This is a genomic window from Litorilinea aerophila (genome assembly GCF_006569185.2).
Lineage (GTDB): Bacteria > Chloroflexota > Anaerolineae > Caldilineales > Caldilineaceae > Litorilinea > Litorilinea aerophila.
Genome location: NZ_VIGC02000034.1, coordinates 1 through 21,392 on the forward strand (window position 1 = coordinate 1; position 21,392 = coordinate 21,392).

General features: G+C 65.4%; 20 protein-coding genes. 4 read left to right on the top strand and 16 right to left on the bottom strand.

Features of this window, described 5'->3' with window-relative positions:
* Window positions 1–80 precede the first annotated feature (80 nt).
* The 5 genes from FKZ61_RS20075 to FKZ61_RS20095 are packed head-to-tail and all read right to left on the bottom strand — an operon-like array spanning window position 81 to window position 4,694.
* Entirely contained in the window at window positions 81–320 is a 240-nt protein-coding gene (locus FKZ61_RS20075; protein WP_211358654.1) for a hypothetical protein, read from the bottom strand.
* Between the two features lie 18 nt (window positions 321–338).
* The gene (locus tag FKZ61_RS20080; protein ID WP_141611971.1) at window positions 339–1,121 is read right to left on the bottom strand and encodes a polyprenol monophosphomannose synthase; all 783 of its coding nucleotides are present in this window, start codon (window positions 1,119–1,121) and stop codon (window positions 339–341) included.
* Between the two features lie 2 nt (window positions 1,122–1,123).
* Window positions 1,124–1,900: a class I SAM-dependent methyltransferase gene (locus FKZ61_RS20085; protein ID WP_141611933.1), complete on the bottom strand. Its 777-nt coding sequence runs from the start codon at window positions 1,898–1,900 to the stop codon at window positions 1,124–1,126.
* On the bottom strand, window positions 1,897–3,924 hold the full coding sequence (locus FKZ61_RS20090) for a glycosyltransferase family protein (RefSeq protein ID WP_141611934.1): 2,028 nt from the start codon (window positions 3,922–3,924) through the stop codon (window positions 1,897–1,899). The genes FKZ61_RS20085 and FKZ61_RS20090 overlap by 4 nt, the downstream gene beginning before the upstream one ends.
* A gap of 17 nt (window positions 3,925–3,941) precedes the next feature.
* A complete protein-coding gene (locus FKZ61_RS20095) occupies window positions 3,942–4,694 on the bottom strand; it encodes a TVP38/TMEM64 family protein (RefSeq protein ID WP_141611935.1) in 753 nt (250 codons plus the stop codon).
* A gap of 601 nt (window positions 4,695–5,295) precedes the next feature.
* Between FKZ61_RS20095 and FKZ61_RS20100 the strand changes: the two genes are divergently transcribed.
* Window positions 5,296–5,514, top strand: a complete 219-nt coding sequence (locus FKZ61_RS20100; RefSeq protein WP_141611936.1) for a hypothetical protein — start codon at window positions 5,296–5,298, stop codon at window positions 5,512–5,514.
* Window positions 5,515–5,530: 16 nt separating this feature from the next.
* Here FKZ61_RS20100 and FKZ61_RS20105 read toward each other — a convergent pair whose 3' ends face one another.
* From FKZ61_RS20105 to FKZ61_RS20130, 6 genes are all read right to left on the bottom strand, one after another.
* Complete coding sequence (locus FKZ61_RS20105; RefSeq protein ID WP_141611937.1) at window positions 5,531–7,267, bottom strand: NAD(P)/FAD-dependent oxidoreductase; 1,737 nt, start codon at window positions 7,265–7,267, stop codon at window positions 5,531–5,533.
* A gap of 241 nt (window positions 7,268–7,508) precedes the next feature.
* On the bottom strand, window positions 7,509–8,057 hold the full coding sequence (locus FKZ61_RS20110) for an MOSC domain-containing protein (RefSeq protein WP_141611938.1): 549 nt from the start codon (window positions 8,055–8,057) through the stop codon (window positions 7,509–7,511).
* Between the two features lie 60 nt (window positions 8,058–8,117).
* Window positions 8,118–8,495: a VOC family protein gene (locus tag FKZ61_RS20115; RefSeq protein WP_141611939.1), complete on the bottom strand. Its 378-nt coding sequence runs from the start codon at window positions 8,493–8,495 to the stop codon at window positions 8,118–8,120.
* 40 nt (window positions 8,496–8,535) lie between these two features.
* Window positions 8,536–9,618, bottom strand: coding sequence for a Gfo/Idh/MocA family protein (locus FKZ61_RS20120; RefSeq protein WP_141611940.1), 1,083 nt, complete (start codon window positions 9,616–9,618; stop codon window positions 8,536–8,538).
* 129 nt (window positions 9,619–9,747) lie between these two features.
* Window positions 9,748–10,491 carry a ThuA domain-containing protein gene (locus FKZ61_RS20125; protein WP_141611941.1) on the bottom strand — a complete coding sequence of 248 codons (744 nt, stop codon included), beginning with the start codon at window positions 10,489–10,491 and terminating at the stop codon, window positions 9,748–9,750.
* A 123-nt stretch (window positions 10,492–10,614) separates the two neighbouring features.
* Window positions 10,615–11,451, bottom strand: a complete 837-nt coding sequence (locus FKZ61_RS20130; RefSeq protein ID WP_141611942.1) for a PIG-L deacetylase family protein — start codon at window positions 11,449–11,451, stop codon at window positions 10,615–10,617.
* Window positions 11,452–11,652: 201 nt separating this feature from the next.
* Here FKZ61_RS20130 and FKZ61_RS20135 point away from each other — a divergent pair, with 201 nt between their 5' ends.
* Window positions 11,653–12,969, top strand: coding sequence for a glycosyltransferase (locus tag FKZ61_RS20135; protein ID WP_229964334.1), 1,317 nt, complete (start codon window positions 11,653–11,655; stop codon window positions 12,967–12,969).
* Here FKZ61_RS20135 and FKZ61_RS20140 read toward each other — a convergent pair.
* The 3 genes from FKZ61_RS20140 to FKZ61_RS20150 form a co-directional block, all read right to left on the bottom strand.
* The gene (locus FKZ61_RS20140) at window positions 12,905–13,522 is read right to left on the bottom strand and encodes an HAD family hydrolase (RefSeq protein WP_170200068.1); all 618 of its coding nucleotides are present in this window, start codon (window positions 13,520–13,522) and stop codon (window positions 12,905–12,907) included. The genes FKZ61_RS20135 and FKZ61_RS20140 overlap by 65 nt on opposite strands.
* Before the next feature lie 222 nt (window positions 13,523–13,744).
* Window positions 13,745–15,691, bottom strand: coding sequence for an SH3 domain-containing protein (locus FKZ61_RS20145; protein ID WP_141611944.1), 1,947 nt, complete (start codon window positions 15,689–15,691; stop codon window positions 13,745–13,747).
* A gap of 133 nt (window positions 15,692–15,824) precedes the next feature.
* The gene (locus FKZ61_RS20150; protein WP_141611945.1) at window positions 15,825–17,327 is read right to left on the bottom strand and encodes an HlyD family secretion protein; all 1,503 of its coding nucleotides are present in this window, start codon (window positions 17,325–17,327) and stop codon (window positions 15,825–15,827) included.
* 729 nt (window positions 17,328–18,056) lie between these two features.
* Between FKZ61_RS20150 and FKZ61_RS20155 the strand changes: the two genes are divergently transcribed.
* Entirely contained in the window at window positions 18,057–18,674 is a 618-nt protein-coding gene (locus FKZ61_RS20155) for an FmdE family protein (RefSeq protein ID WP_141611946.1), read from the top strand.
* Window positions 18,675–18,801: 127 nt separating this feature from the next.
* The gene (locus FKZ61_RS20160) at window positions 18,802–19,665 is read left to right on the top strand and encodes a TerC family protein (protein ID WP_170200070.1); all 864 of its coding nucleotides are present in this window, start codon (window positions 18,802–18,804) and stop codon (window positions 19,663–19,665) included.
* Between the two features lie 8 nt (window positions 19,666–19,673).
* On the opposite strand, the gene FKZ61_RS20165 is transcribed toward FKZ61_RS20160, so the two are convergent.
* Window positions 19,674–20,612: a metallophosphoesterase family protein gene (locus FKZ61_RS20165; RefSeq protein ID WP_141611948.1), complete on the bottom strand. Its 939-nt coding sequence runs from the start codon at window positions 20,610–20,612 to the stop codon at window positions 19,674–19,676.
* Window positions 20,609–21,391 (bottom strand): class I SAM-dependent methyltransferase, encoded by a 783-nt coding sequence (locus FKZ61_RS20170; RefSeq protein ID WP_141611949.1) that lies wholly within the window; start codon window positions 21,389–21,391, stop codon window positions 20,609–20,611. The genes FKZ61_RS20165 and FKZ61_RS20170 overlap by 4 nt, the downstream gene beginning before the upstream one ends.
* Between the last annotated feature and the right edge of the window lies 1 nt (window position 21,392).

Genomic DNA, 21,392 nt, shown 5'->3' on the forward strand with positions numbered 1-21,392 from the left:
CAAAAGGTCGTGGTCAAGAGCCAAAACGCTGCCAAAGCGGCCTGATCTTGGCTCGATTGCTCAATTGTAAAGGTGCTGTCTCAACTCAACACTCGTTGAGGCACTTGCTCATTGTCAAAAGTCGAATCGATGGCCTGCTGCACATATTTCATCTCGTTGCCGGTCAGGCTCGGCTCACAGACCGGGATGATGGACCGACGGGTGGGTTCTTCGAAGGAGGGGATGGCCCGATAGCGGACCTTCACTTCCGGGTCGGCGGCCGGGATGATCTCCGCCAGGTCACCCATTTCCTCCAGGGACAGTTCGGCCGGTTGTAGCATGATTCCCCGTTCCTGCTGTTACACGTTTTTATGCCTGTTTGCAATTTTGTGCCTGTTGGCAATTCTGCGAAGACGCCACACAGTGGCCACGTACTTGCGCCCTTTGACCAGATAATCCCACAGGTTGGCGCCCGTCTTGCTGGCGCCGGCCGTCCGTGGCACACAGATGTACGGTACTTCCACCACCTGAAAGCCCGCCTGGACGGCCCGGGCCAACAGATCAATGCAATATTCGCCGTAGTCGCCCTGTAGCCGGATGGCCCGCAACACCTGGGACCGGGCGGCAATGAAGCCGCTGGTGTAATCGTGGACCTGGTTGCCCAGCATCAGGATCGCGAAGTGGTTGATGAGCCAGCTCAACGTGCGCGCCATAACGCCGTGGGCCACGTCCGCACCACCCGGAATCCAACGGGAGCCCACGGCCACATCCGCGCCCCCCTGGACGATGGCCTGGACCAGTCGGGCCACATCCTGGGGCGGCATGGAAAGGTCGCAATCCATCCAGGTGACGATGTCTGCGCCATAGCGCTCCAGGGCCAGATCGATGCCCCGCTGGATGGCCGAGGTCAGCCCCTTTTCGTCTGTCCGGCGCTCCAGGACCACCCGTAACCGGCCGTCCTGGTTGTACTGGGCAGCCAGCTCCTCCACCACCTGGCTGGTGCCATCCGGCGAGTCGTCGTCCACCACCAGGACCATGTGGCGGCCGGCCGCGTGCTCCAGGATGCCCCGAATCAGGGGGACAATGTTGTCCCGCTCGTTGTACGTGGGCAAGACCGTACATACCAACGGATCGCCTTGCATCGTCAACCACACCCCTCTCGCCGGTGCGCAGGTCGCTTGCGGGCCAGCGCATAGAGGCTGAGCCCGATGGGCAGATTTCGCCGCGCCAGCCAGGCGGCCTCTCGAGTCAACGCTCCGGCCATGGCCCGCTGGAGTCTGGCCGACTGGTACCAGTCCGCCCGAAAGGGAAGTATACCCCATCGCTGGAGCAGGCGCAGGACAGCCACCGGCACAAACCACAGAAAATTGGCATAGGTCAGCCGGATGACCTCCAGCCCCGCGTCTTCCAACGCCTGGCGCACGGTTGTGGCCGAGTAGCGGGCCCCTGTGTTGAAGGCCACATCGTGGGCGCTGTAGAGCCAGGGATGGGCACTCACCCGCATGACCAGCATACCCCCAACCTGCAGGATGCGCCAACTTTCCCGGATGCCGGTTACGAAATCCACCCCCCGCTGGTCAAAGGCATCCAACGCCAGGACCAGGGCAAAGTGTTGGGCCGGGAAAGGCAGGCGCTGAAGATCGCCCTGGACCAGGGCGGAGTCGCCTGTGGAAAGTCCCCGGCGAGCCTGGCGCAAGGCCAACTCCCATAGATCCAGCCCGTACACGGGCCGGTCTGGAAAGGTCGCCGCCAGCTCGGCCAGCATGGCCCCGCCGCCGCAGCCCAACTCCAACAGGGGGCCAGGCGGCAATGCCAGGTCGGCCAACAGCGCCCGGGTCACCGCCCGCATGCCGCTGCTCCAGCCGGGCTGCCTTTCCCGCTCGTAGAGCGACGCCAGCATGGCGCCCACCTGGGGGGTCACTCGGCGCTGCCCTCCACAGACACTGTCCCCAGGAAGGCCCCCGCCCCTTCCGCCGGCAAACGGTCACCCGTCGGCCGGTAGAGGCCGATGCGCAGGCCGTAATCACCGGCGGGCAGATCCGCCGGCAGGGGGATCTGGTACTCGTCCAGGATGCGCCAGCCACGCTGCCAGCGGACCGTGGGCAGGCTGCCCGCCCCCGGTCGACTGTCGTGGCCGGCCACCACTGTGCCATCGGCCAGGTTGACCACGTGGGTGAAGACCGTCCAGTCCTGGGTCGGCTCATCCTGCACCTGCCAGTGGAGCTGGAGGTAGAGGATCCCGCCAGCCTGGGGCAGCTCCGGCAGCACGTCGTAGCCCACAAGGGCAATGCCGTCACCCAGCTCTTGGACCAGGGGCTGTCGGGGCAGGCGGGCCGGGCGGACATCCACCGGCCGCCGATAGAACCGGGCGTAGGGCTGGCCGGTCGTGTCCAGGATTTCGGCCTCAACCTGGGCGGTGGGGAAGACCTCCGGCAGAAGCAGGGGCGTGCGGAAGTCTTCGGGCAGGATGACCACGTAGCGCTCTGCCTGGGGATTCGGCGCCAGGCGCAGGGGGAAGATGTGGCGGCCGTCGAAGGAGATAGGCCGGGGCGCTTCCTCCCCCGCGCCCACCTGCCAGGCGAAGGCCAGGGTGGGGTGCTCCTGGCCGCGCGGCGAGATGTAGAGGGGGGCATCCGGCGGCAGCGCCGCCATACGCTGGCCTACTTCCCACAACCCCTGGTCGAAGGCGTAGAAGAGATCCGGCAGGCTGGCCCAGCGGACGAAGTAGTTGTAGGCCGAGGTGACGCCGCCGGCGAGCAGCAGTGCTGCCACCGTCAGGCTGGCCAGGCGCTGCCGCCATCGCCCTTCTTGCCAGCGGCTCCCCCACTGCCAGATGGCATCCAGGCCCACGGCGCAGAGCAGGGCCGCAGGCGCCGACGCGCCCAGCACCCGGTGGAAGTGGGGCGCGTACTCGGTGATGACGCCCGGTAGCAGCAGCCCCACCAGCCCCAGCAGCGGCACGGCGAAGGCCGGCTGCCGAATACGGACCAGGCTGAGCAGGAGCCCCAGGTAGAAAGGCGCGGCCAGCCAGAGGTTGAGGGCCGGCGCGCCCGGCAGGTTGCGCCGGGGATCCAGGTCTCCAGGCTGGCCGAAGGGGCCGAACATCCGGGCTGTGGCCCACAGGTTGTGGGGCAGGGTGTTGTCCCCCGCGCCCGGCGCACTGCCGCCGGTGGCGCCCACGATGGCCACCTGGGTGGGCCGCAGGAGCAGGAGCTCTGGATTTTGCCAGAAGAACCAGCCCAGGGGCGCCACCAGCAGGGCCGCGGTCAACGCGGCCACGGCCACGCCGGGTATCCGATGAACCGGGGCGGGACGGCCAGCCGCCAGCCAGAGGTGCGCCACCGTTAGGGCGGTGAGGAAAGGGATGATCCAGGCACCCTGGTAGGCGTACATGCCCGCGGCCAGGGCGATGCCGCAGCCGACGAAAGCCCACCACCGGCCGGTGCGCCAGCCGTGCAGCAGCAGCGCTGTGGCGCCGGCCCAGATCAGGGGCACCAGGATGGGCTCGATGCCCATGCGGCTGAAGTGGATGTGCCAGCGCATCATTGCCAGCACCGCGGCCGCGCCCAGGGGAAAAAAGCCGGACAGCTTGCCCTGCACGCCATCCGTGCGGCGCAACTCCGCGGCCAGGGCATAGAGGACACCCACCCCCAGTACCCCAAAGACGGCCGCCGTCACCCGCATGGCCGTGGGGCCCGCCTCGCCGCCGACCAGGCGAGCCAGGGCAAAGGTCAGCGCGTTGGCGTAGGCGTTCAGGGGGGGAACGCCGAAGTTGCCGGTCAGGAAGATGGGCCGGTAGCCGGGCTCGGTCAGGATTCGCCAGGCTTCCAGCCCTTCGAAGGATTCATCGAAGTGGAAGCCGGGCGGCAATCGGTCGATCCACCACAGCCGCAAAGCAGCGGCCATCCCGAGAATGGTGATGAGGCCCAGGCGACGCCACAACATGGGAAAATGGACGAAGGTTACAGAGCCATCATCGAACGGAGACGCCGCAGGCGGCGTCTCAGGGCGCGGACGGCCAGCAGCGCACAGAGCCGAACCCGTCGCTGGTGGCGGATGACCAGGGCGGCAGCCACCAGCAGCAAAGTCCACTTTATCAGCACCCACTCGGGCGGCAGGTGGGCGCTCCAGCTCCCCAACACGTTGGAGAGGATCAGGCCCAGGCCCCGGCCGGTCAACACGGCCACCAACAGGCGGCGCAGGGGGACCGTGGTCAGCCCGGCCACGTAGTAGACCAGGTCTGGCACGGGAAAGACGAAGAGAAGCCACCAGGTGATGGCCGAACGCATGCGCAGCTTCCGCTCCCAGTAGGTGAGCTGTTCCGGCGTGAAGAAGCGTTCCAGGAAAGGCCGGCCCAGCTTACGCCCGATGAGCATGGCCCCGCCGGCGCCCAGCAACAGGCCCAGCAGGCTGTAGAGGGAGCCCCAGAAGACGCCGAAGAGATAGCCGCCCATGACGGCCATGAACTGGCCCGGCACCGGCGCCAGCAGGATCTGGGCGGTGAAGACCAGGATGTAGATCAGGGGGGCCAGGGGGCCGAAGCTCCGGATCCAGAGCCGTAGTTCCTGGGCCTGGAGGAGCAGGGCGGTGAAGGGTGTATCCAGCAGCCAGACCAGCAGCAGGCCCACCCCCGCAGCCCCCAGGAGCATCCAGAGCTCCTGGCGTCGCGCCAGGGCCATCAACTGGGCGGAGCGTCGCGCAAATTTCCACGTCATAAACAGATCACCTGACACATCACCTGTCGGTGCGGGCCATTCCCCCAGGCTGAGCCGGCGTGCCTGGGCTCGATTCAACAGGATTCACACAGGACTAGCATCGTAGCACCGGTGATGGGATCCCGCCAAAAACGGTCGAGAGGTTAGGCGAGAATTTTGCCTGTGGTATAATTCCGCAGATTTTACAGCCACCCACGGCGGGCCGGAGACCCGCCCTACGTATCCGCCGCGTCCGATCTGCGCGGATGGCGCCAGTTTGCCGTAGGGGCGGCTTCCAGCCGCCCGATGGTGCCAGCCCCCGGCGGGCGAAGGGACAGCGACGGATGCGCAGCTACGAGCTGCGCCTACGACGTGGCACCCGCTCCCGTAGGGGCGGGCCTCCGTGCCCGCCCGCTGTTGCCAATCGCGTAAGGGTACCGGTTCCTGTAGGGGTGGCTTCCAGCCGCCCGATGGTGCCAGCCCCAGGCGGGCGAAGGGACAGCGACGGATGCGCAGCTACGAGCTGCGCCTACGACGTGGCACCCGCTCCCGTAGGGGTGGGCCTCCGTGCCCGCCCGCTGTTGCCAATCGCGTAAGGGTACTGCGACAGGGAAAACCTACGATGAATCCTCAGACTTATCTGCCTGAAGAGACCGTCGCTCGTCGCGGCATAGAGGCACTGATGTCTGCTCTAGGCCCTGTAGAAACGGCGCGTTTTTTGGCATTGTCTCGCTCCCGCCTGGATGACTATGTGGAATGGCATCGCCAATGGCAAGATGAGCTCGATGTGGCGACTTTTTTGGACGACGTGTTTGGAACTTCCAGGAACCCTGAGAAGTAGTGAAGACGGTTGCCCCCTATTCCAGGAAAGAGTGCGGCGCACTCTTTCCTGGGGACGCGGCATGAAGTAGTCGGCGCCACTGCAGTCGCTTCCGCAGGCCCAGCGTCAACGCCGCATATTTCACCTTTTCAGCCAAAAATACCCGAACCAGCTCCGCCTCGGTGGCGTCTCCGAAGAAGTGACGGCGGTAGTCGCCGCTGCCCATGAAACCGTGCTCGGTGCGCAGCAGGGTGGGCCGCAGCTTGTTCTTGGGCAGATGATTCTTCCCCGCCAGCACCTCTGCAAAGGGCTGGGGCATCCAACTCACCTGGGCCAGCCGTCCTTTCATGGCCGCCACGGCCGCGTCCACAGCCTTCTCATCGTCGGGATCGGTCTGTTCCATGACGGTATCGATCTCGTCGGCAATGGCGAAGAACTCCGGAAAGCCCCCCCCGGCCAGCCGCAGGCAGCGGAGCTCCGCGAAGTAGGCCTGCCGGTCGGGCGCGCGCAGCCGGGCGCTGGTCAGCTTGACCAGCTCGGTGTAGGCGCCCAGCAGCCAGAGCACCGCGTAGACCGACCAAAGTTTGTAGTTGCTGAAGGACTTGAACGAGTTGGCAATGAGCCGGTCGTTGGTTCGGATGTAGCCCAAGGTCAGGGTTTCCAGGGGTTGGAACCGACTGGCCGAGTAGTCTCCGTCCCGGTGGGCCTCCAGCAGCAGGTCCGCCAGCATGGCCACGCTCATCAGGGAGGTGTAGAGGCCCTTGGAAAAGAGGGGATCGATGAAGCCGGCGGCGTGGCCCAGCAGGCAGAAGCGATCGCCCACCACCTGCTTGGCGCTGTATTGGATCCGATCCGCCCGGGTCCAGGGACGAACGGCTTTGGCCCCCTGGAACTGGGCCTGGATGCTGGGGAAGCGGCTGATGAAGGTGCGAAATTCCTCTTCTGGGTTCAGCTCTGGCTGGGGCGGATAGATGCGCGGGTCCAGCATCAGCCCGACACTGCAGAGGGGATTGGTGGACCGGGGGTGGTTGTTGAAGGGGATGACCCAGAGCCATCCGCCCCGGAAGACGTGGTGCAGGGTGCCTTCGGAGACCCGGAAAGGGACCCCGTAGGCCCGGCGGGACGCGTGGACCTGGTGGAAACAGGGGACGTCGATCATGTGGGTGAAGAGGCCTCGGGAGTGGGTCTGCAGGTTGTGATCCCGCAGGTCGAGCTTTTGGGCCAGGACGGAACGATAGCCGCCCGCGTCCACCACGTAGTCTGCGGTGAAGGATCGCCCGCCGGCTATCACTTCCACCCGGTCCGGGTGGAGGCGGACATCCTCTACCCGGGTCTGCTGCAGCAGGGTGGCCCCGTAGGCCACGGCCACGCTGCTCAGGTAGTAGTCACAGTCCTGGCGGTAGAGGTGTAGCTCATGGCCGTGGGGCTGGCGGGGGATGACCGCCTGGAGGCTCTGGCGAGGATCCTGGGGCTGGCCGGGCACGTGGTAGAGGTAGCTGAAGTGGCGCTTCACCCCGTGGGTGGTGCCGATGTAGGGGAAATAGTGCTCCGAGCTGAAGTAGGCCAGCTCCGGCACGTGAAAGAACTCGGCCATGGCCCGCATGGTTTCCGACGTCTCCAGGATCATGGATTCGCCAATGGCAAAGCGGGGATGGCTGCCAGCCTCCAGGATGAGCACCCGGAGACCGTGGCGGGCCAGGATGGCCCCCAGGGACGAGCCGGCAATACCAGAGCCAATGATCACCACATGGTAGTGGTTCGTGTTTGTTTCCATCCGTCCTCCCCAAACTTAACCCATTATCTCTGGACTTCATGCCCCCAGATTTCACTGATGAACACAGATTTTAACATGGTTCATTGCCTCTCCATCCAGCCTTGCCAATTGGGCGAGTGAAGGGGACGGCGGCGAAGCGCAGCGACCAGCTGCGCCTACGACGGGGTGCCAGTTCACGTGGAGGCGGGCCCTCGGTCCGCCCGATGTCACTGTACCGGTTGGGGGGCGGGGGACGCCTCCTTCACGGGAGGCGGGGGCGGCTCAGGGGAGCGGTGATGGAGGTCAGGTCCAAGGGGGTCGTGGTTTCCAGGATGGCCGCCCCGGTGCGCAGGACGCCGCTGCTCAGCGCCTGGGCCCGCAGGCCACCCCGGCCCTGGAGCAGCCGCCGCGCCTCCGGCCCGATCATCTCGGCCATCCACCGGCACGGGGCACAGTGTTTGGTCCCCCGGAAGCGAATGCCCTGCAGGATAAACTCCTGGCCGATGAGCTGGTTGAGGGGAATGCCTTCTACCACCACGTTGCGCCGCAGGGTGGCCGCCGACCAGGGGCCCTGGCCCAGCTCCTCCTGCAGGAGCCGGTACACCTCCCAGGCGAAGAAGGTGACATGGCCATCGAAGTCCTCTCCTCGCCCATAGAAGCGGTCGCCCACCAGCCCCCGGCCCGCGTGAACCTGGACGGCCGATACCAGATGGGTAGGGTGCTCTCCTGGTGCGCCGGCCGGATGGCCGAAGTAATTGTGGCCGGGCGAAATCAGGATCAGGTGGATGGTGGCTGGGTATCTGTGGCTCATGGTCGACGGCAGGAAGAACCACGGGAGGGCGCCGACCGACGCGGCAGCCCTCCCGCTCGTTCAGGCATCCTTACGGGGATCCTCCACCAGCTCCAGGACATTGCCGTCCGGGTCGTAGAAGAAGGCGATGCGCACCTCCTTAAAATTTCGGGGCTCGCTCCGGATCCGGACCCCCTTCTCCACCAGCTCCTGAAAGGCCGCGTCCACATCCTCCACGTGGAAGGCGATGTGATCCCAGCCGCCGGTGGGCTTTGTCTCCGCCGTGGCGTCGTCCCGGCCGATCAGCTCGATGGTGGTGCTGCCCACGTCGATGAAGACGATCTGGACGTCATCCCAGCGCCGGGTGACCGGCAAGCCCAGGGTCTGGGTGTAGAACTGTTCCATGGCGGCAAAGTTAGGCGTGCGCAGGGCCACGTGGTGGGTGGCTTTGAGTTGCATGGGTGGCTCCTTTTCGTTCCGGTGTGTTCAACATGGCGCGTTAGCGGAGCGTTACTTCTTGCCCGCTTTCGGCCGAACGGTAGATGGCGTCCACGATCTTGACGCTGGTGAGGGCCTGTTGGGGCGTCACGATTTCGGCGGTGGGATCTCCGTCCAGGTGGCGGACCAGGTTTTCCACCAGGCGGGGGTAGGAGCCCAGGGACTCCTGGGGAACCTGCACCTGGATCTGAACCTGCTGCCCATTCAGGGTGGTATACAGCTCCACGTCGTCCCGGTTACCCACGTAGGCACCGCCTTCGGTGCCGAAGAGCTCGGTGAAAAACTGCTCCGGGTAGTGGCTGGCCCAGGCCACCTGGAACTGGAGCACCGAGCCGTTGTCGAAGCGCACAAAGGCCCAGGCCATATCGTCCACGTCGAAGCGGGCGCCGGCGCCCGGCTGGAAGATGTCGCTGCCCCAGCCGCCCAGGCCCTGTCCCCGGGGGCCGAATTTGGCGAAGAGGGTGCCGCTCACTGTCACCGGCTGGGGGTAGCCCATCAGGTAGAGGGCCCGATCCAGGGCATGGACGCCAATGTCCAGCAGGCAGCCGCCGCCAGCCAGGTCCTTGTTGGTGAACCAGCTCCCGTAGCCGGGAATGCCGGCCCGACGCTGCCAGAGGGTGCGCACGGCGTAGATCTCGCCGAAGAAGCCGGCATCCACGTGGGCTTTGCAGGCCTGCATGGGGGCAGACCAGCGGAAGTGGGTGCCCACGGTCAACACCAGTCCCTTCTCGGCGGCCCGGTCCATCATCTCCCGCGCGTCCGCGTAGGTGAGGGCCAGGGGCTTCTCACAGAGGACATGGGAGCCGGCCTCCAACGCGGCCAGGGCCATGGGCTTGTGGAAGACGTTGGGCGTGGCCACCACGGTGATGTCCGGCTGAACCTGGGCCAGCATCTCCTGGTAGTCGCTGAAGACCTGCCCGATGCCGGTGCTCTCGGCCACCTGGCGGGCCCGCTCCTGATTCACGTCACAGACGGCCACGGTCTCCACGTTGGGCAGGCGTTGGAAAGCCGGGATGTGCCCCCGCTGAACGATGGATCCGGCGCCGATGAAGGCGACACGCCATGTTTTGTTGGTTGTACTCATCGCTTTTTACTCTTTCTGATGGCTCTGATGGCTCTACTACAGCCTGGCGTAAATACCACGGCAGAAATTCCGGGTGCCCTCTGGGCGCGCTACCTCTGGCGGAAACCAGCGGCGAATTTCTGCCGGGATTTACCCCAGCGGCTCCAACGGTTCCTTCACGTTGATGGCCCGGCCGTCCCCATAGGCGAAGGGGTAGGCCAGGGTCGGCGCGGCCCAGCGCACCGCGTTGGCAATGACCTGGCGCACCTCTTTCTGGTAGTAGATGGGATGGGTTTCGTGGCCGGGGCGGAAGTAGAAGATCTTGCCGTGGCCCCGGTGGAAGCAGCAGCCGCTGCGGAAGACCTCCCCCCCCTGGAACCAGCTCACGAAGACCAGCTCATCCGGCGCGGGGATGTCGAAGTGCTCGCCGTACATCTCGCATTCGGGTACCTCGAAGTAGGGCCCCAGCCCTTGGGCAATCGGGTGGCCCGGCGCCACCACCCAGATGCGCTCCTTCTCCCCTGCTTCCCGCCACCGCAGGCTGCAGGAGGTCCCCATCAGCTTCTTGAAAATCTTGGAATGATGCCCGGAATGGAGCACGATCAGCCCCATGCCGGCCAGCACCCGCTGCTGGACCCGCTCCACGATTTCGTCGCTGACCTCCCGGTGGGCCATATGCCCCCACCAGGTGAGCACATCGGTCTCGGCCAGCACCGCTTCGCTCAGGCCATGCTCCGGCTCGTCCAGGGTCGCGGTGCGCACCTGGGTGAAGCCATGTTCCCGTAGCCCCGCGGCAATCACCGTGTGAATCCCTTCAGGATAGACCTGGCGTACCGCATCGTGGACTTTTTCGTGGCGGAACTCGTTCCAGACAGTTACGCGAATGTCACTCATGGTGAAGACTCCTCGATGTTAGTGGTCGGTGGTCGGTAGGTAAGTCGGTCGTTAAGGTGGGTGGCGATGGGCCGTGCTCGGGGGGCTTTCTGTTCCCCTATTCTACCACCAGGCTCCGTGGGGTCAGATTTCCGGCCGCCCGGATCTGGCAATAGCCGCGGCCTTCCCCGAGACACGCCGCCAGAGGCGCTCGCCACCCACGGCAGCCGCGTAGCCCCGCACCTGCCGCGCCAGGTCCGCGCGGTCCACAAAAAAGGTGCTGAGCTGGGAGCGAAACGCGGCGATGGCCTCGATTTTGCGCTGAAGCGCCCTTTCGTCCAGGGGGATGACCGTCGCCTCCCAAGGGCCATCCCCGGCCGACAGGGCAGCCTCCAGTTTGCCCGCCTCCTGGGCGTATGGATAGTCCTCGTAGTAGAAGAGGCGGGAAGGCGCCAGGACCTTCTCGGCCGCCGCCCGAACGATCTGATGGTCCACGTGATGGCCCACGGTGAGGGGTGCCACCACCCGGGCCAGGGCCGGCAGACGGGCCATCTCTCGGGCCAGGGTCTCCACCAGCCCTTGCTCTGCCGGATGAACCTCGCCAAAAATATCGTCGTCCGACACATAAAACGGGTCGCCGGTCTCCGGATGGTAGCGGTAGATGCAATCGGGCACCGTCCAGTGCTGATAGTCGGTGCCCAGGATGGCGCAGGCCGCCACATCCTCCTGGCGCCGCCCGGCCACCGCATCCATGGCCAGCTCCCACCGCTGATGGAGGCTTTGGGCATAGGCTGAAACCCCCTGGGTGGGCGGATCTCCGGCCATCACGGTGACGATCCATACCCGCTGCCCGGCAGCCACCAGCCGGGCGATCTGCCCCCCACAGGACAGGGCCACGTCGTCCAGGTGGGGAGAGAGGTAAATCCAATCCGGGGGAAGCCACCTGGATTCTTCGTCTTTTTGTCGCGTCCTTACAGTCATTGGCTCAATGGTGTACTATAATGTTTGAAGTGGATAAACGTTTGGTGTGCGCCGGCAGCAGCGGCAAGCCCGCTGCCTTCCGTGCGCCTGGTGGATCCACAGGATCCCACACGATTTCGCAGATGACGCCCCGGGCCCTTTCGGCGCGTCCGCCGGATGCCCGGTCTTCAAGCAACTCAGAACAAGGGGGAACCTCCTGCCATGACCATTCCCATATCCATCCCCGTCCGCCGTGTTGCCATGCTCAGCGTCCACACTTGCCCCCTGGCCATGTTGGGCGGGAAAAAGACCGGCGGCATGAATGTCTACGTGCGCGATTTTGCCCGGGAACTCGGCTGCCAGGGCATTCAGGTGGATGTCTTTACCCGCTCCCAGGACGATTGCCAGCCCATGATCAACCACGACCTGGGTCCCAACGCCCGGGTGATCCACATTCCCGCCGGCCCGGAAAAGCCCATCCCCGTGGCCGAGATCGCCCAATACCTGGACGAATTCGCCGAGGGCGTCTGGCATTTTGCCCAGGTTGAAGGCCGGCACTACGACCTGATCCACAGCCACTACTGGATGTCCGGTCTGGTGGCTGAAGCCCTGCAAAGGCAATGGGGCGATCTGCCCCTGGTGCACATGTTCCACACCCTGGGCCACATGAAGAATCAGATTGCCCGGGACGAAAGCGAGCGGGCGCCCCAGGATCGGCTGGACGGCGAACATCACGTGGTGGCCATCGCCGACCGCATCATCGCGGCCACACCGGCCGAGGAGACCCAGCTCATCGAGCTCTACGACGCAGACCCGGCCAAGATCACTGTCATCCCCCCCGGCGTGGATCTGGCCCGCTTCCACCCCCTGGATAAAGCCATGGCCAAGAAGAAGGTGGGCATCCCCTGCGGCGACACCAACATTCTCTTCGCCGGCCGCATCGAGCCCCTGAAGGGAGTGGATACCCTGCTCCGGGCCATGTCTATCCTCCAGGAGCGTCATCCCGAAGCCGTGCGGAATGCCTGCGTGGCCATCATCGGCGGCGACCCCTGGGCCGATGACCTGGATGCGGAGATGGCCCGCCTGCAGGCCCTGCGGGCGGAGTTGGGCATCCATGACCTGGTGACCTTCCTGGGCGCCAAGGACCAGGACGTCCTGCCCTACTACTACGCCGCAGCGGAGATGGTGGTCATGCCCTCCCACTATGAAAGCTTCGGCATGGTGGCGCTGGAGGCCATGGCCATGGGCACGCCGGTCATTGCGTCAGAGGTGGGCGGCCTGGCCTACTTGGTCCAGCACGGCCTCAACGGCTTCCACGTCCCGTCCCGAGATCCGGAAGCCCTGGCGGCCCGCATCCTGGAACTGCTCACCGACCGAGAACTGCGGGAACGGCTGGGACAACAGGCCCGGATCTACGCCCAACAGTTTAGCTGGGACCGCATCGTCCAGCGCATGTTGGACGTGTACGCCGCGGTCATGGCTCAGCGGGGCGCACCCCCAATGCCGCCAGCGCCTGCGGTAGATCCATGCCGGGCGTGAAGTGAATGGCGTGCATGCCCACCGCCCGGGCACCGGCCACGTTGTGGGGGAAGTCGTCAATGAAGACGGCTTCTGCCGGCTCCCTGCCCAGCCGTTCCAGGGTGCGCCAGAAGATGGCCGGGTCCGGCTTCATGATGCCTTCATACGCGGAGCCGACGATGACGTCGAAGGCATCGGCCATGGGGTATCGCTCCCGCACCACCTCCAGCAGGTTGTCGGTGGCGTTGCTGATGATGGCCGTCTGGTAGCGGGGCTTCAAACGCCGGATGAACGCCACCAGCGCCTCGTCCAGCCGATCTCCGGCCCAGAAAGCCCGCTGGAAGGCCCGCAAGGCCTGGTCGTCCAGCCCCAGCCGCTCCTGGACCCACCGCCAGAGTTCCCCGGTGGTGATGGCGCCCTGTTGGGCCCGGAGGCCTGCTTCACTGTTGAAGACCAGTTCGTCCGCTTCGCCCGGGCGCAGGCCATACTGCCGTTCCAGGGCGGCCCGCTGACTCCGATCCTCGGTCCGGATGAGTACGCCGCCCACGTCAAAAATCACCGCTTGAATTGCCACGCCTTTAGCCTCTCCCGTACATACTGGGGGCAATGCCCCGGCAAAAATTCCGCTTCACAGATGGCTCCACTGTGAAAATCCCAGATTTCACCGATGGAGATAGATTTTGATACGACACAAGGAAATGCCTGCGCCATAAAGGGGTAGGCGCAGGCATTCGGGAAAAGGGGCCGCCTTGCAAGGATCGTCCCCAGGAAATCATCCAGCTCATCGACCGGCCACTCAGGGGCCCCAATCCAGCATCTGCTCCGACACGTAGGTGTACTCAAAGGGCAACTCGATGGGAAGCCGCTGGGGGTTGGCGCCGTCCGCATCCATGACCCAGACGCCCCAGGCGCCCGCTTCGTCCGGATTGTCGGGATCCCGGTTGCTCAAGAAGACCAGGTGGCTGCCGTCGGGGCTCCAGGCGGGCGCCACGTTGCTGGGAATCTGCTCAACCAGGGTGTAGCGGGGCCGAGTCAGGGCCACCAGGCCGGAGCCGTCCGGGTTGATGGCGAAGATCTCCCAGTGGCTGGCCTCCTTGCGCTGAAAAGCAATTCGCCCGCCGTTGGGCTGCCAGTCTGGATCCATCTCGTACTGCTTGAACGGCTCGTAGTAAACTTCAACCGTGGTGGCGGACGGCTCGTCCCGGGTGATCTGAATCCCCGCGCCCGACTGATAGACGATGCCGGCCTGGTTCCAATCTGCGGCCTGGGCGTAGAGCAGGGTGGCCAGGTCCTGGTAGTTTTCGCCGTTCACATCCACCCGGGCCAGCTGGGGCTGGCGCTCCTTCTCTGGCACTACACCATCCTCCAGCAGGGGCGTGCGCCGGCACTGGCTGGCCAGATCCCGGCAGAGGACATACTGATCGCCCCGCTGGAAAAGGATCCAGCGGCCATCCGGGCTCCATTTGGGCGCCCGCAGAAGTTCCCGTCCGCTGAAGATGCGCCGTTCGTTGCTGCCATCCACGTGGATGAGGTAGAGGCCGTGATCGCCCCCGTCGCGGGTGAAGGCCACCTGCCGGCCATCCGGGCTGATGGCCGGGTCGAAGCCCCAGGTGAGGTAGCGCAGCTCACCGCTGGCCAGGTCATAGAGGTAGATCTCCTGGCCATAGCGCACCTGAATGGCCAGGGTGCCGGACAGGCCGGCGCCCCCGGTCATCTGGGTTTTGGGCCTGGCTTTTGGCTGCCACGAAAGGTCCGAGTCCCCCGGGGTGCCCTCCTGGTAGCGGGGGGCGCTGCTGGTTTCCGAGCGGACGGGGAGATCGGTCACCGGTTCGCTGAGCTCCACATATTCGGTGGCCACCCAGCCGATGCCGCCGTCCACATCTGGCAGGGCAATCTGGATCCAGTCGCCAGCTTCGTTGCGCCCCAGCACCACGAAATGCTCCTCGGGCAGGGCTTTGGCAATGACCGGGTAGGTGGTGCCGGGACCGGCGCGCACGTTGAGGCGCGCGTCCTCGATGATCACCCGGGCCGTGGGGCGGCCATCGGCCTCGGGCGAGGGGCGCTGGGTGGGCATGGACAGGGTCGAAGCATCGGCCGGGGCACCATCCGCCTCCGCCGACTGGGTCGCGTTTGCCATCGCGGGTGCCGGCGTCGCCGTGGGCACCATGGGCACAATGGCCACCGGCTCGGCGCGCAGACCCCGGGTCTCCACCACGATGAGCTCCGCCGTCCGCACCCAGCCGGAGACGCCGGCGGCGGTGTGTACCAGCAGCCACTGGTCATCTGTGCTGCGGGCGGTGGCCGTCAGGAGTTCACCCCGGGGGAGGGTCGCCAGCAACAGGCCGGTCTCTTCATCCCAAAGGGTGGCCCCTGCACTGCCCACCACCACTTCCCGGCTGGCCACCGGGGTGGGAGTGGCCGTCACCAACACCGAGCTGGTGCTCCGGGGGAGCGCCGGCGCCTGGGCCAGGGCGGAGGAGGTGGCGACCTCCGGCTTCGAGTCCGGTTGGGCTGCCAGCGCCGAGGGTGTGGGGGAGGGTTCACGGCTTGCCTCTTCCTGGGGCACGGTCCCCAACTGGTTCAGCTGGGGATAGATCAGCCAGGCCAGGGCCACAGTGCCGCCCAGCAACAGGGCGCTGAAGGTCAGCAGGCCGGCTCGCCAGAGGCGGCCCGCCACACCGGAGCCATGCCCCTGGCCGTTGTCGGCCTGATTGTCCAGAATTTCGTAGGGGTCAGGTTTCATAACGATTGACAAGTCCAGAAGATGAAAACCAAATGTGTTGGGTCAATCCCGGCAGAAACTTGGGGAGCCTCCCCAGGGGGAATGCCGCCAAATTTCTGCCGGGGTATCGTCCGACTGTATGGGGGCGAGCCGGTCAGTTGTTGCCGCCAGACGGGGCCGGGGTGGCGGTGGCATCCGCCTCGGTGGACTCGCCTTCCCCTTCTGCCTGTTCAGCACTTTCGGCCTGTCCAGAAGTATCCTCCGTCGGTTCGGCCTGGGCCTCGGGCGTGGCCGTCTCGCCTTCCATGAAGTTCGCGGATGCGGTCATGCCCGGGCGGATCAGCTCCAGGGGGCCATCGGTGAGGCGGATGATGACCGGGAAGGTGACAAAGCTGGCGCCCGAGTCGGCCACGGGGGCGATCTTCTCCACCACACCCTGGAAGTGCTCATCCGGCAGGGCGTAGACCGAGATCTCCACCACCTGGCCCACATGGACCCGGGCGATGTCCCGCTGTTCCACGTTGGCCACCAGCTCGATATCATTCAGGTCGGCCAGGGTGGCCACCACGGTGCCGGCGGAACCCTGCTGGCCCAGTTCCACGGAGATATCCAGCACCGTGCCGGCGACCGGTGCCAGCACCTGGGCGTTCTGCAAGTTCAGCCGGGCCTGTTCCAGGTCGATCATGGCCTGGCGGACCCGCAGCTCGGCGGTGCGCTGATCCGCTTCGTCCACGCCTTCCTGGGCCTGTTTGAGGGCATGTTCGGCGGCAGCCACCCGGGCCTCGGCCTCGGCCAGCTCGGCCGGGGTGGGCTTCTCTTTGAGTTGGTTCAGGTTATGTTGGGCCTGTTGGGCTGCACTCAGGGCCGATTGCAGCTCGGCCTGGGTGGCCGGCTTGATGGCCTCTTCGTAGGCGGCTTTGGCTGCTTCGTAGTCGATGGTGGCCCGCTGGAGGTTATCCGCTGCGGCGGTGGCGGCCGATTCAGGCAGCCAGGCGATCTTGTCGTATTCCCGCTGGGCGGCCTGGACGGCCAGCTCGGCCTTTTTGAGGTTGGCCTGAGCCTGGACGATCTGGGCCTGGGTGGGTCGCTCTTTGAGTTCGTTGTAGCGGGCCCAGGCTGCGGCGGCGGCGCTCTCGGCGGCGGCCAGTTCCTCGGGCGTGTAGCCGGCCTTCACCCGAGCCAGGTTTTCCTGGGCCGAGAGGAGATTGGCCTCGGCCAGCGCGATGTCGCTTTCGTCCACCTGGCGTCCCAGCTTTTCAAAGGCCAGCCGCGCGGTCTCGAAGTTAATTTCGGCTTTCTCCAGCGCCCATTCCAGTTGGGTGGTGTCCAGGCTCATGAGCAGATCGCCTGCCTCCACCTGGTCTCCCACTTCCACCGCGATTTCGCTGATGCGTCCGCTGCTCTCCAGGACCACCTGCCGGGTGGTCACCAGGTCGATGCGCCCCACGGCGTTCACAGGGACGGGGCCGGGCGGGGGAAGCTGCTCCTGGGGGGCTGCCTCGCCGGCGCTGCTGGCGCTGAGGGTGCCGGGCTGGGCAGTGAGGGCCTGGGTCAGCATCTCCTGGAGGCCAGCACCGTTGGCCAACATCAGGGTTGTGCCGAAGCCGATGGAAGCAAACAGGACAAACAGAACCGTCCAACTGAGCATTCGCTTCATGATGAACTCCTCAATTCATGATGGGGTGGACATAAAATGACGGGCTACTCCTACAGGATGGTGATTTCTATGTGGTGATTTCTATTCAGTATCGCCGGTGAATGGCCAGCCGGCGGCCAAAGGATGATCCAGGTTGGTGGGTTTGGCAGCTTGAAACGGCCGGAATGGTGTCTGGCCGTCGCGCAAGGGACAGGGATCGACGGGCTGGTGCGGTGGGCTGTCCTTGCTGGAGTGCTCATCTCTTCAATGGGTGCGGACCTGTCTGGCGCCCGATGGGGCCGGTGTCGCTGGTGCGCACAGGTGGTCGATGAGCTGCTGAAAAGAAAATGAAAAGAAAAATCGTGTCAGAGAGACTCAAAACATGGGGAGAGGCCCAAAGAAAGATGGTGCCGTCTATCCCGGCAGCGCAGATGCACCGGGCATCCACTCATACGAGCATCTGTTTCGCCCGATGGTGCATCCAGGTAGACGCCCCATAGTTTAGACGATTTTACCCACTTAGGCCAATTGCGCGAGCGCCAACGCGCGCCCCGCTACCCGGGAAGATCCGCCCCCTGGGGCATCAGACAGACCTTCCCATTTGGGACAGAGCCAGGTACAGATGTCACTTGACGGAGAAGCGGAATTCGGGCATGCTGGAGCCATCCTGACGGCGGCCGGCGCATCCTGGAGGCTGGCCCGGGCCGTCGACTTGGGTGGCCGCGATCAGCCGGAGATTGAGGGATTGTCATGGGAACCAGCCAAAAGACCCTGGAAGCTTACCTGCAGGAATCGTCTGCGTTGCACCGTCACCTCTGTCCCAGACAGGTGCTGGGCGTCCGCATGGGGATGTGGGCGGCCGAGCTGCTGGATCTGAACTTGCCCCAGACGGACAAGCGGCTGCTCACCATCGTCGAGACCGATGGTTGTTTTGCCGATGGGGTGGCCGTGGCCACCAACTGTTGGGTGGGGCGCCGGACCATGCGGGTGGAGGACTACGGCAAGATCGCGGCGACCTTTGTGGACACCCAGACGGGCCGGGCTGTCCGGGTGATCCCCTGCTCCACGGCTCGCCAGGAGGCTCACACCTACGCACCGGAGGCCCGCAATCGCTGGGAGGCCATGCTCCTGGGCTACCAGCGATTGCCGGTCACAGCGCTCCTGACGGCCCAGGAAGTTGCCCTGGTGACGCCGGTGGCGGCCATCGTCAGCCGGGCCGGGCATCGGGTGAACTGTGCCCGCTGCGGTGAGGAGATCATCAACGAGCGGGAGGTGATCCAGCAGGGGGTGATCCTGTGCCGCTCCTGTGCCGGGGACAGTTACTACCGCCCGGTTGAAACGGCCACGGCCGTTCCTTCCCTGCCCTGACGGCGGAGGCCCTTTCTCACGGCGTTCCTCCACGCCGAAACGTTGGAAATTGCGCCGTCGGCCCAGGCTCTGTACAATGGGGGAGAAGTTGTGGTTGTACTGTCCTCCCAGCGGAGCGGAGCCGGCCATGGGTTTCAGTTGGGCCATCATCATTGCGCAGCTATTTTTCCTGGAAGGGATCCTCTCGATTGACAATGCGGCCGTCCTGGGGGCCATGGTCATGCCCCTGCCGACAGACCGCTCCATCCCCTGGCCTGGCTGGCTACGCCCCCTCGGACAGCGGATCGATCCCGCCCTGGGCCCTCAACGGCAAGCGGCCCTCAAAGTCGGGCTGCTGGGTGCCTATCTGGGCCGGGGCTTGATGCTGCTGATCGCCAACCTCTTGGTGCGCAACCCCTGGATCCATCTGGTCGGCGGCGCTTATCTCATTTATCTGGGCGTGGATGCCCTGGCCTGGCCCGAATTGCCCGAATTGGCGGGGGAGGCCGGTCAGAGCCCGCTGCAACCGGGGAAGCCGGGCCAGGGTTTCTGGCAGGTGGTCCTGGCCGTGGAGTTGGCCGATTTGGCCTTCAGCCTGGACAATGTGGTGGCTGCAGTGGCCCTTTCCCGGCATCTTCTGGTGGTGATGTTGGGCGTGGGGCTGGGCATTCTGACCATGCGTTTTGCCGCCGGCCTCTTCTCCCGTTTGATCGAGCGGGAACCCATCTTGGAAACAGCTGCCTATCTGCTGGTCTTGATGATCGGACTGCGTCTTTGGGCGGAGCAGCTCTTCCATCTGGACATCTCTGCGTTGAGCCAGTTCGGCCTCTCTCTGCTCCTGGTGGCGATGGCGTTGCTCTATGCCCACTGGGCCCCAGCCCGTGCCCTGCGTCCATTGATTCATCGGCTGCGTCGCGGCATGCGCAGTGGACTACAGCTGGGCCGACAGATGGTTCTGCGCCCCCTCTCCGCGGTGCTCGGCCTGCTCAGCCTGCCAGGCCGTGGCAGTTGATCTCCTTCTCAGCGGGATTCTCGCTCCGGCGGGTGAATGGGCTGCTCCTGGATGACTTCATCCCCTTCCAGCCGTAGCCAGGTGGAGAAGTCCCGCTTCCCCTCCTGCAGACGGATGACCCGGGCGCCCCGCTTGAACCCTTCCTTGCCGTAGGTGTTGAAGCCCGTTCCCCGGCCATAGCAGAGGCGAATGCCGTGCAATTCGCCCACGTAGTCGTTGATGTGGTCGTGGCCCACGAAGGTCCCCAACACGTCCCCTGCCTCCCACAAAGCCGCAAAAAAGCCGGTGTTGATGGGCGGACAGCAGACGGCCTCGTGCTTTTCACCCCGACAGATGTGGTAGTCCCACACCTCCACGTACTCGGGCAGGGGAATGTGGAAGAAGGCCAGGGCGGGCAGGGGCTCGCCTCCATTGTCGGCCTGCAAGGTTGCGGCCGTCTCCAGGTACCAGGCGATCTGATCCCGCCGGATCCAGCCGTAGCCTGTCAGCTCCCGTTCTGCGTAGCTATGGGAATCCAGGAAGTAGAGGTGGGCGGCGGGGCGGTCCTGGCTGGCCGACAACACCGGCAACACGTAGTTGCCCACCCCAGAAACGTGGGCGGGCCCAGCCTGGGTGAGGCAGCCGGGCAACTCCTGTTGGACGGCCAGCAGCGCCTGACGATCCAGTGCGCCCTCGTCGTCATGGTTGCCGAAGACGGCCGCCCAGGGCACGTTTCGTTCTACCATGGGGGCCACCGCCTGGCGCCAGGCCGCGGCCCCATCCCGACAGTGGCTGCCGTCGATCACATCTCCCGTCAACACCACCAGGTCAGGCTGCTCAGCGTCCAAGATGGCCGCCATGAGCGCAGCGGTCTGTCCATCCGCGGGCTCGCCGTTGCGCCAGTGGGTGTCGGTGAACTGGACAAGGGTAAATGTCCGGTCAGGGCGAAAACGTAGGGGCGTCGTCATGGGTGTGATTCCTCCTTTTTGCGGCCGATGAAGATATGGCGCAGCCCCACATAGGGCATCAGCCAGTGGCGGGTTCGGCGCTCTATCCACTCGCCCAGGCTGACCAGCCAGGCCGGGCCACCTGGCACCAGGACGGTGGTCTCGCTCTTCTCGATGGTGAAGCCGGCGTCCTGGATCATGGCCCGCAGGCGGCTGTGGCGGATGAACCGGTGGGGGCCCTCGGAGTGGTGCAGGCCTGTGATGGCCGCCAGCGCGTGGATCGGCTCCCAGAGCACGTTGGGGGTGGTCAGGATCAGGGTGCCGCCCGGTCGGGTCACCCGCCCCAGCTCCTGCACCAGCCGCTCGGGATGGGGCAGGTGTTCCACCGTTTCGAAACAGAGCACTGCGTCAAAGCTGGCGTCGGGCAAGGGCAGGGGGTAGTCGAAGAGCTGCAGCCAGGCGAACTCTTCGAAGCCCGCTTCCCGCAGCCGGGCACAACAGATCTCCCCCATGCGCCGGGAAACATCCGCACAGACGGCCGAACTCACTTTGCCGTGCTGGTAAAAGTACAGGGTCCCGTTCCCGGTGCGGGCACACAGGTCCAAGACCCGCCCGCCCGGGGGCAGGTCACTCAGGCGCAGGCCGTCCACGAAGCGCCGGAAATAGGAGTAGGTCTCCTGATTGATGGCGTCGTAATCTTCGGTGGCGTCCCAGTGGGCGGCCACGTCGGTAAAGTCCCAGTCGGCACGCAGCCAGTGGGCCACCTCCGTGGCCGTCCGCTGCCAGAGGGTTCGCCACATG

What these genes read in the sequence shown, in the direction of transcription:
- FKZ61_RS20075 (WP_211358654.1), bottom strand. Translation starts at nt 320, where the DNA reads ATGCTACAACCGGCCGAACTGTCCCTGGAGGAAATGGGTGACCTGGCG.
- FKZ61_RS20080 (WP_141611971.1), bottom strand. Translation starts at nt 1,121, where the DNA reads ATGCAAGGCGATCCGTTGGTATGTACGGTCTTGCCCACGTACAACGAG.
- FKZ61_RS20090 (WP_141611934.1), bottom strand. Translation starts at nt 3,924, where the DNA reads ATGTTGTGGCGTCGCCTGGGCCTCATCACCATTCTCGGGATGGCCGCT.
- FKZ61_RS20095 (WP_141611935.1), bottom strand. Translation starts at nt 4,694, where the DNA reads ATGACGTGGAAATTTGCGCGACGCTCCGCCCAGTTGATGGCCCTGGCG.
- FKZ61_RS20100 (WP_141611936.1), top strand. Translation starts at nt 5,296, where the DNA reads ATGAATCCTCAGACTTATCTGCCTGAAGAGACCGTCGCTCGTCGCGGC.
- FKZ61_RS20105 (WP_141611937.1), bottom strand. Translation starts at nt 7,267, where the DNA reads ATGGAAACAAACACGAACCACTACCATGTGGTGATCATTGGCTCTGGT.
- FKZ61_RS20110 (WP_141611938.1), bottom strand. Translation starts at nt 8,057, where the DNA reads ATGAGCCACAGATACCCAGCCACCATCCACCTGATCCTGATTTCGCCC.
- FKZ61_RS20115 (WP_141611939.1), bottom strand. Translation starts at nt 8,495, where the DNA reads ATGCAACTCAAAGCCACCCACCACGTGGCCCTGCGCACGCCTAACTTT.
- FKZ61_RS20120 (WP_141611940.1), bottom strand. Translation starts at nt 9,618, where the DNA reads ATGAGTACAACCAACAAAACATGGCGTGTCGCCTTCATCGGCGCCGGA.
- FKZ61_RS20125 (WP_141611941.1), bottom strand. Translation starts at nt 10,491, where the DNA reads ATGAGTGACATTCGCGTAACTGTCTGGAACGAGTTCCGCCACGAAAAA.
- FKZ61_RS20130 (WP_141611942.1), bottom strand. Translation starts at nt 11,451, where the DNA reads ATGACTGTAAGGACGCGACAAAAAGACGAAGAATCCAGGTGGCTTCCC.
- FKZ61_RS20135 (WP_229964334.1), top strand. Translation starts at nt 11,653, where the DNA reads ATGACCATTCCCATATCCATCCCCGTCCGCCGTGTTGCCATGCTCAGC.
- FKZ61_RS20145 (WP_141611944.1), bottom strand. Translation starts at nt 15,691, where the DNA reads ATGAAACCTGACCCCTACGAAATTCTGGACAATCAGGCCGACAACGGC.
- FKZ61_RS20150 (WP_141611945.1), bottom strand. Translation starts at nt 17,327, where the DNA reads ATGAAGCGAATGCTCAGTTGGACGGTTCTGTTTGTCCTGTTTGCTTCC.
- FKZ61_RS20155 (WP_141611946.1), top strand. Translation starts at nt 18,057, where the DNA reads ATGGGAACCAGCCAAAAGACCCTGGAAGCTTACCTGCAGGAATCGTCT.
- FKZ61_RS20160 (WP_170200070.1), top strand. Translation starts at nt 18,802, where the DNA reads ATGGGTTTCAGTTGGGCCATCATCATTGCGCAGCTATTTTTCCTGGAA.
- FKZ61_RS20165 (WP_141611948.1), bottom strand. Translation starts at nt 20,612, where the DNA reads ATGACGACGCCCCTACGTTTTCGCCCTGACCGGACATTTACCCTTGTC.
- FKZ61_RS20170 (WP_141611949.1), bottom strand. Translation starts at nt 21,391, where the DNA reads ATGTGGCGAACCCTCTGGCAGCGGACGGCCACGGAGGTGGCCCACTGG.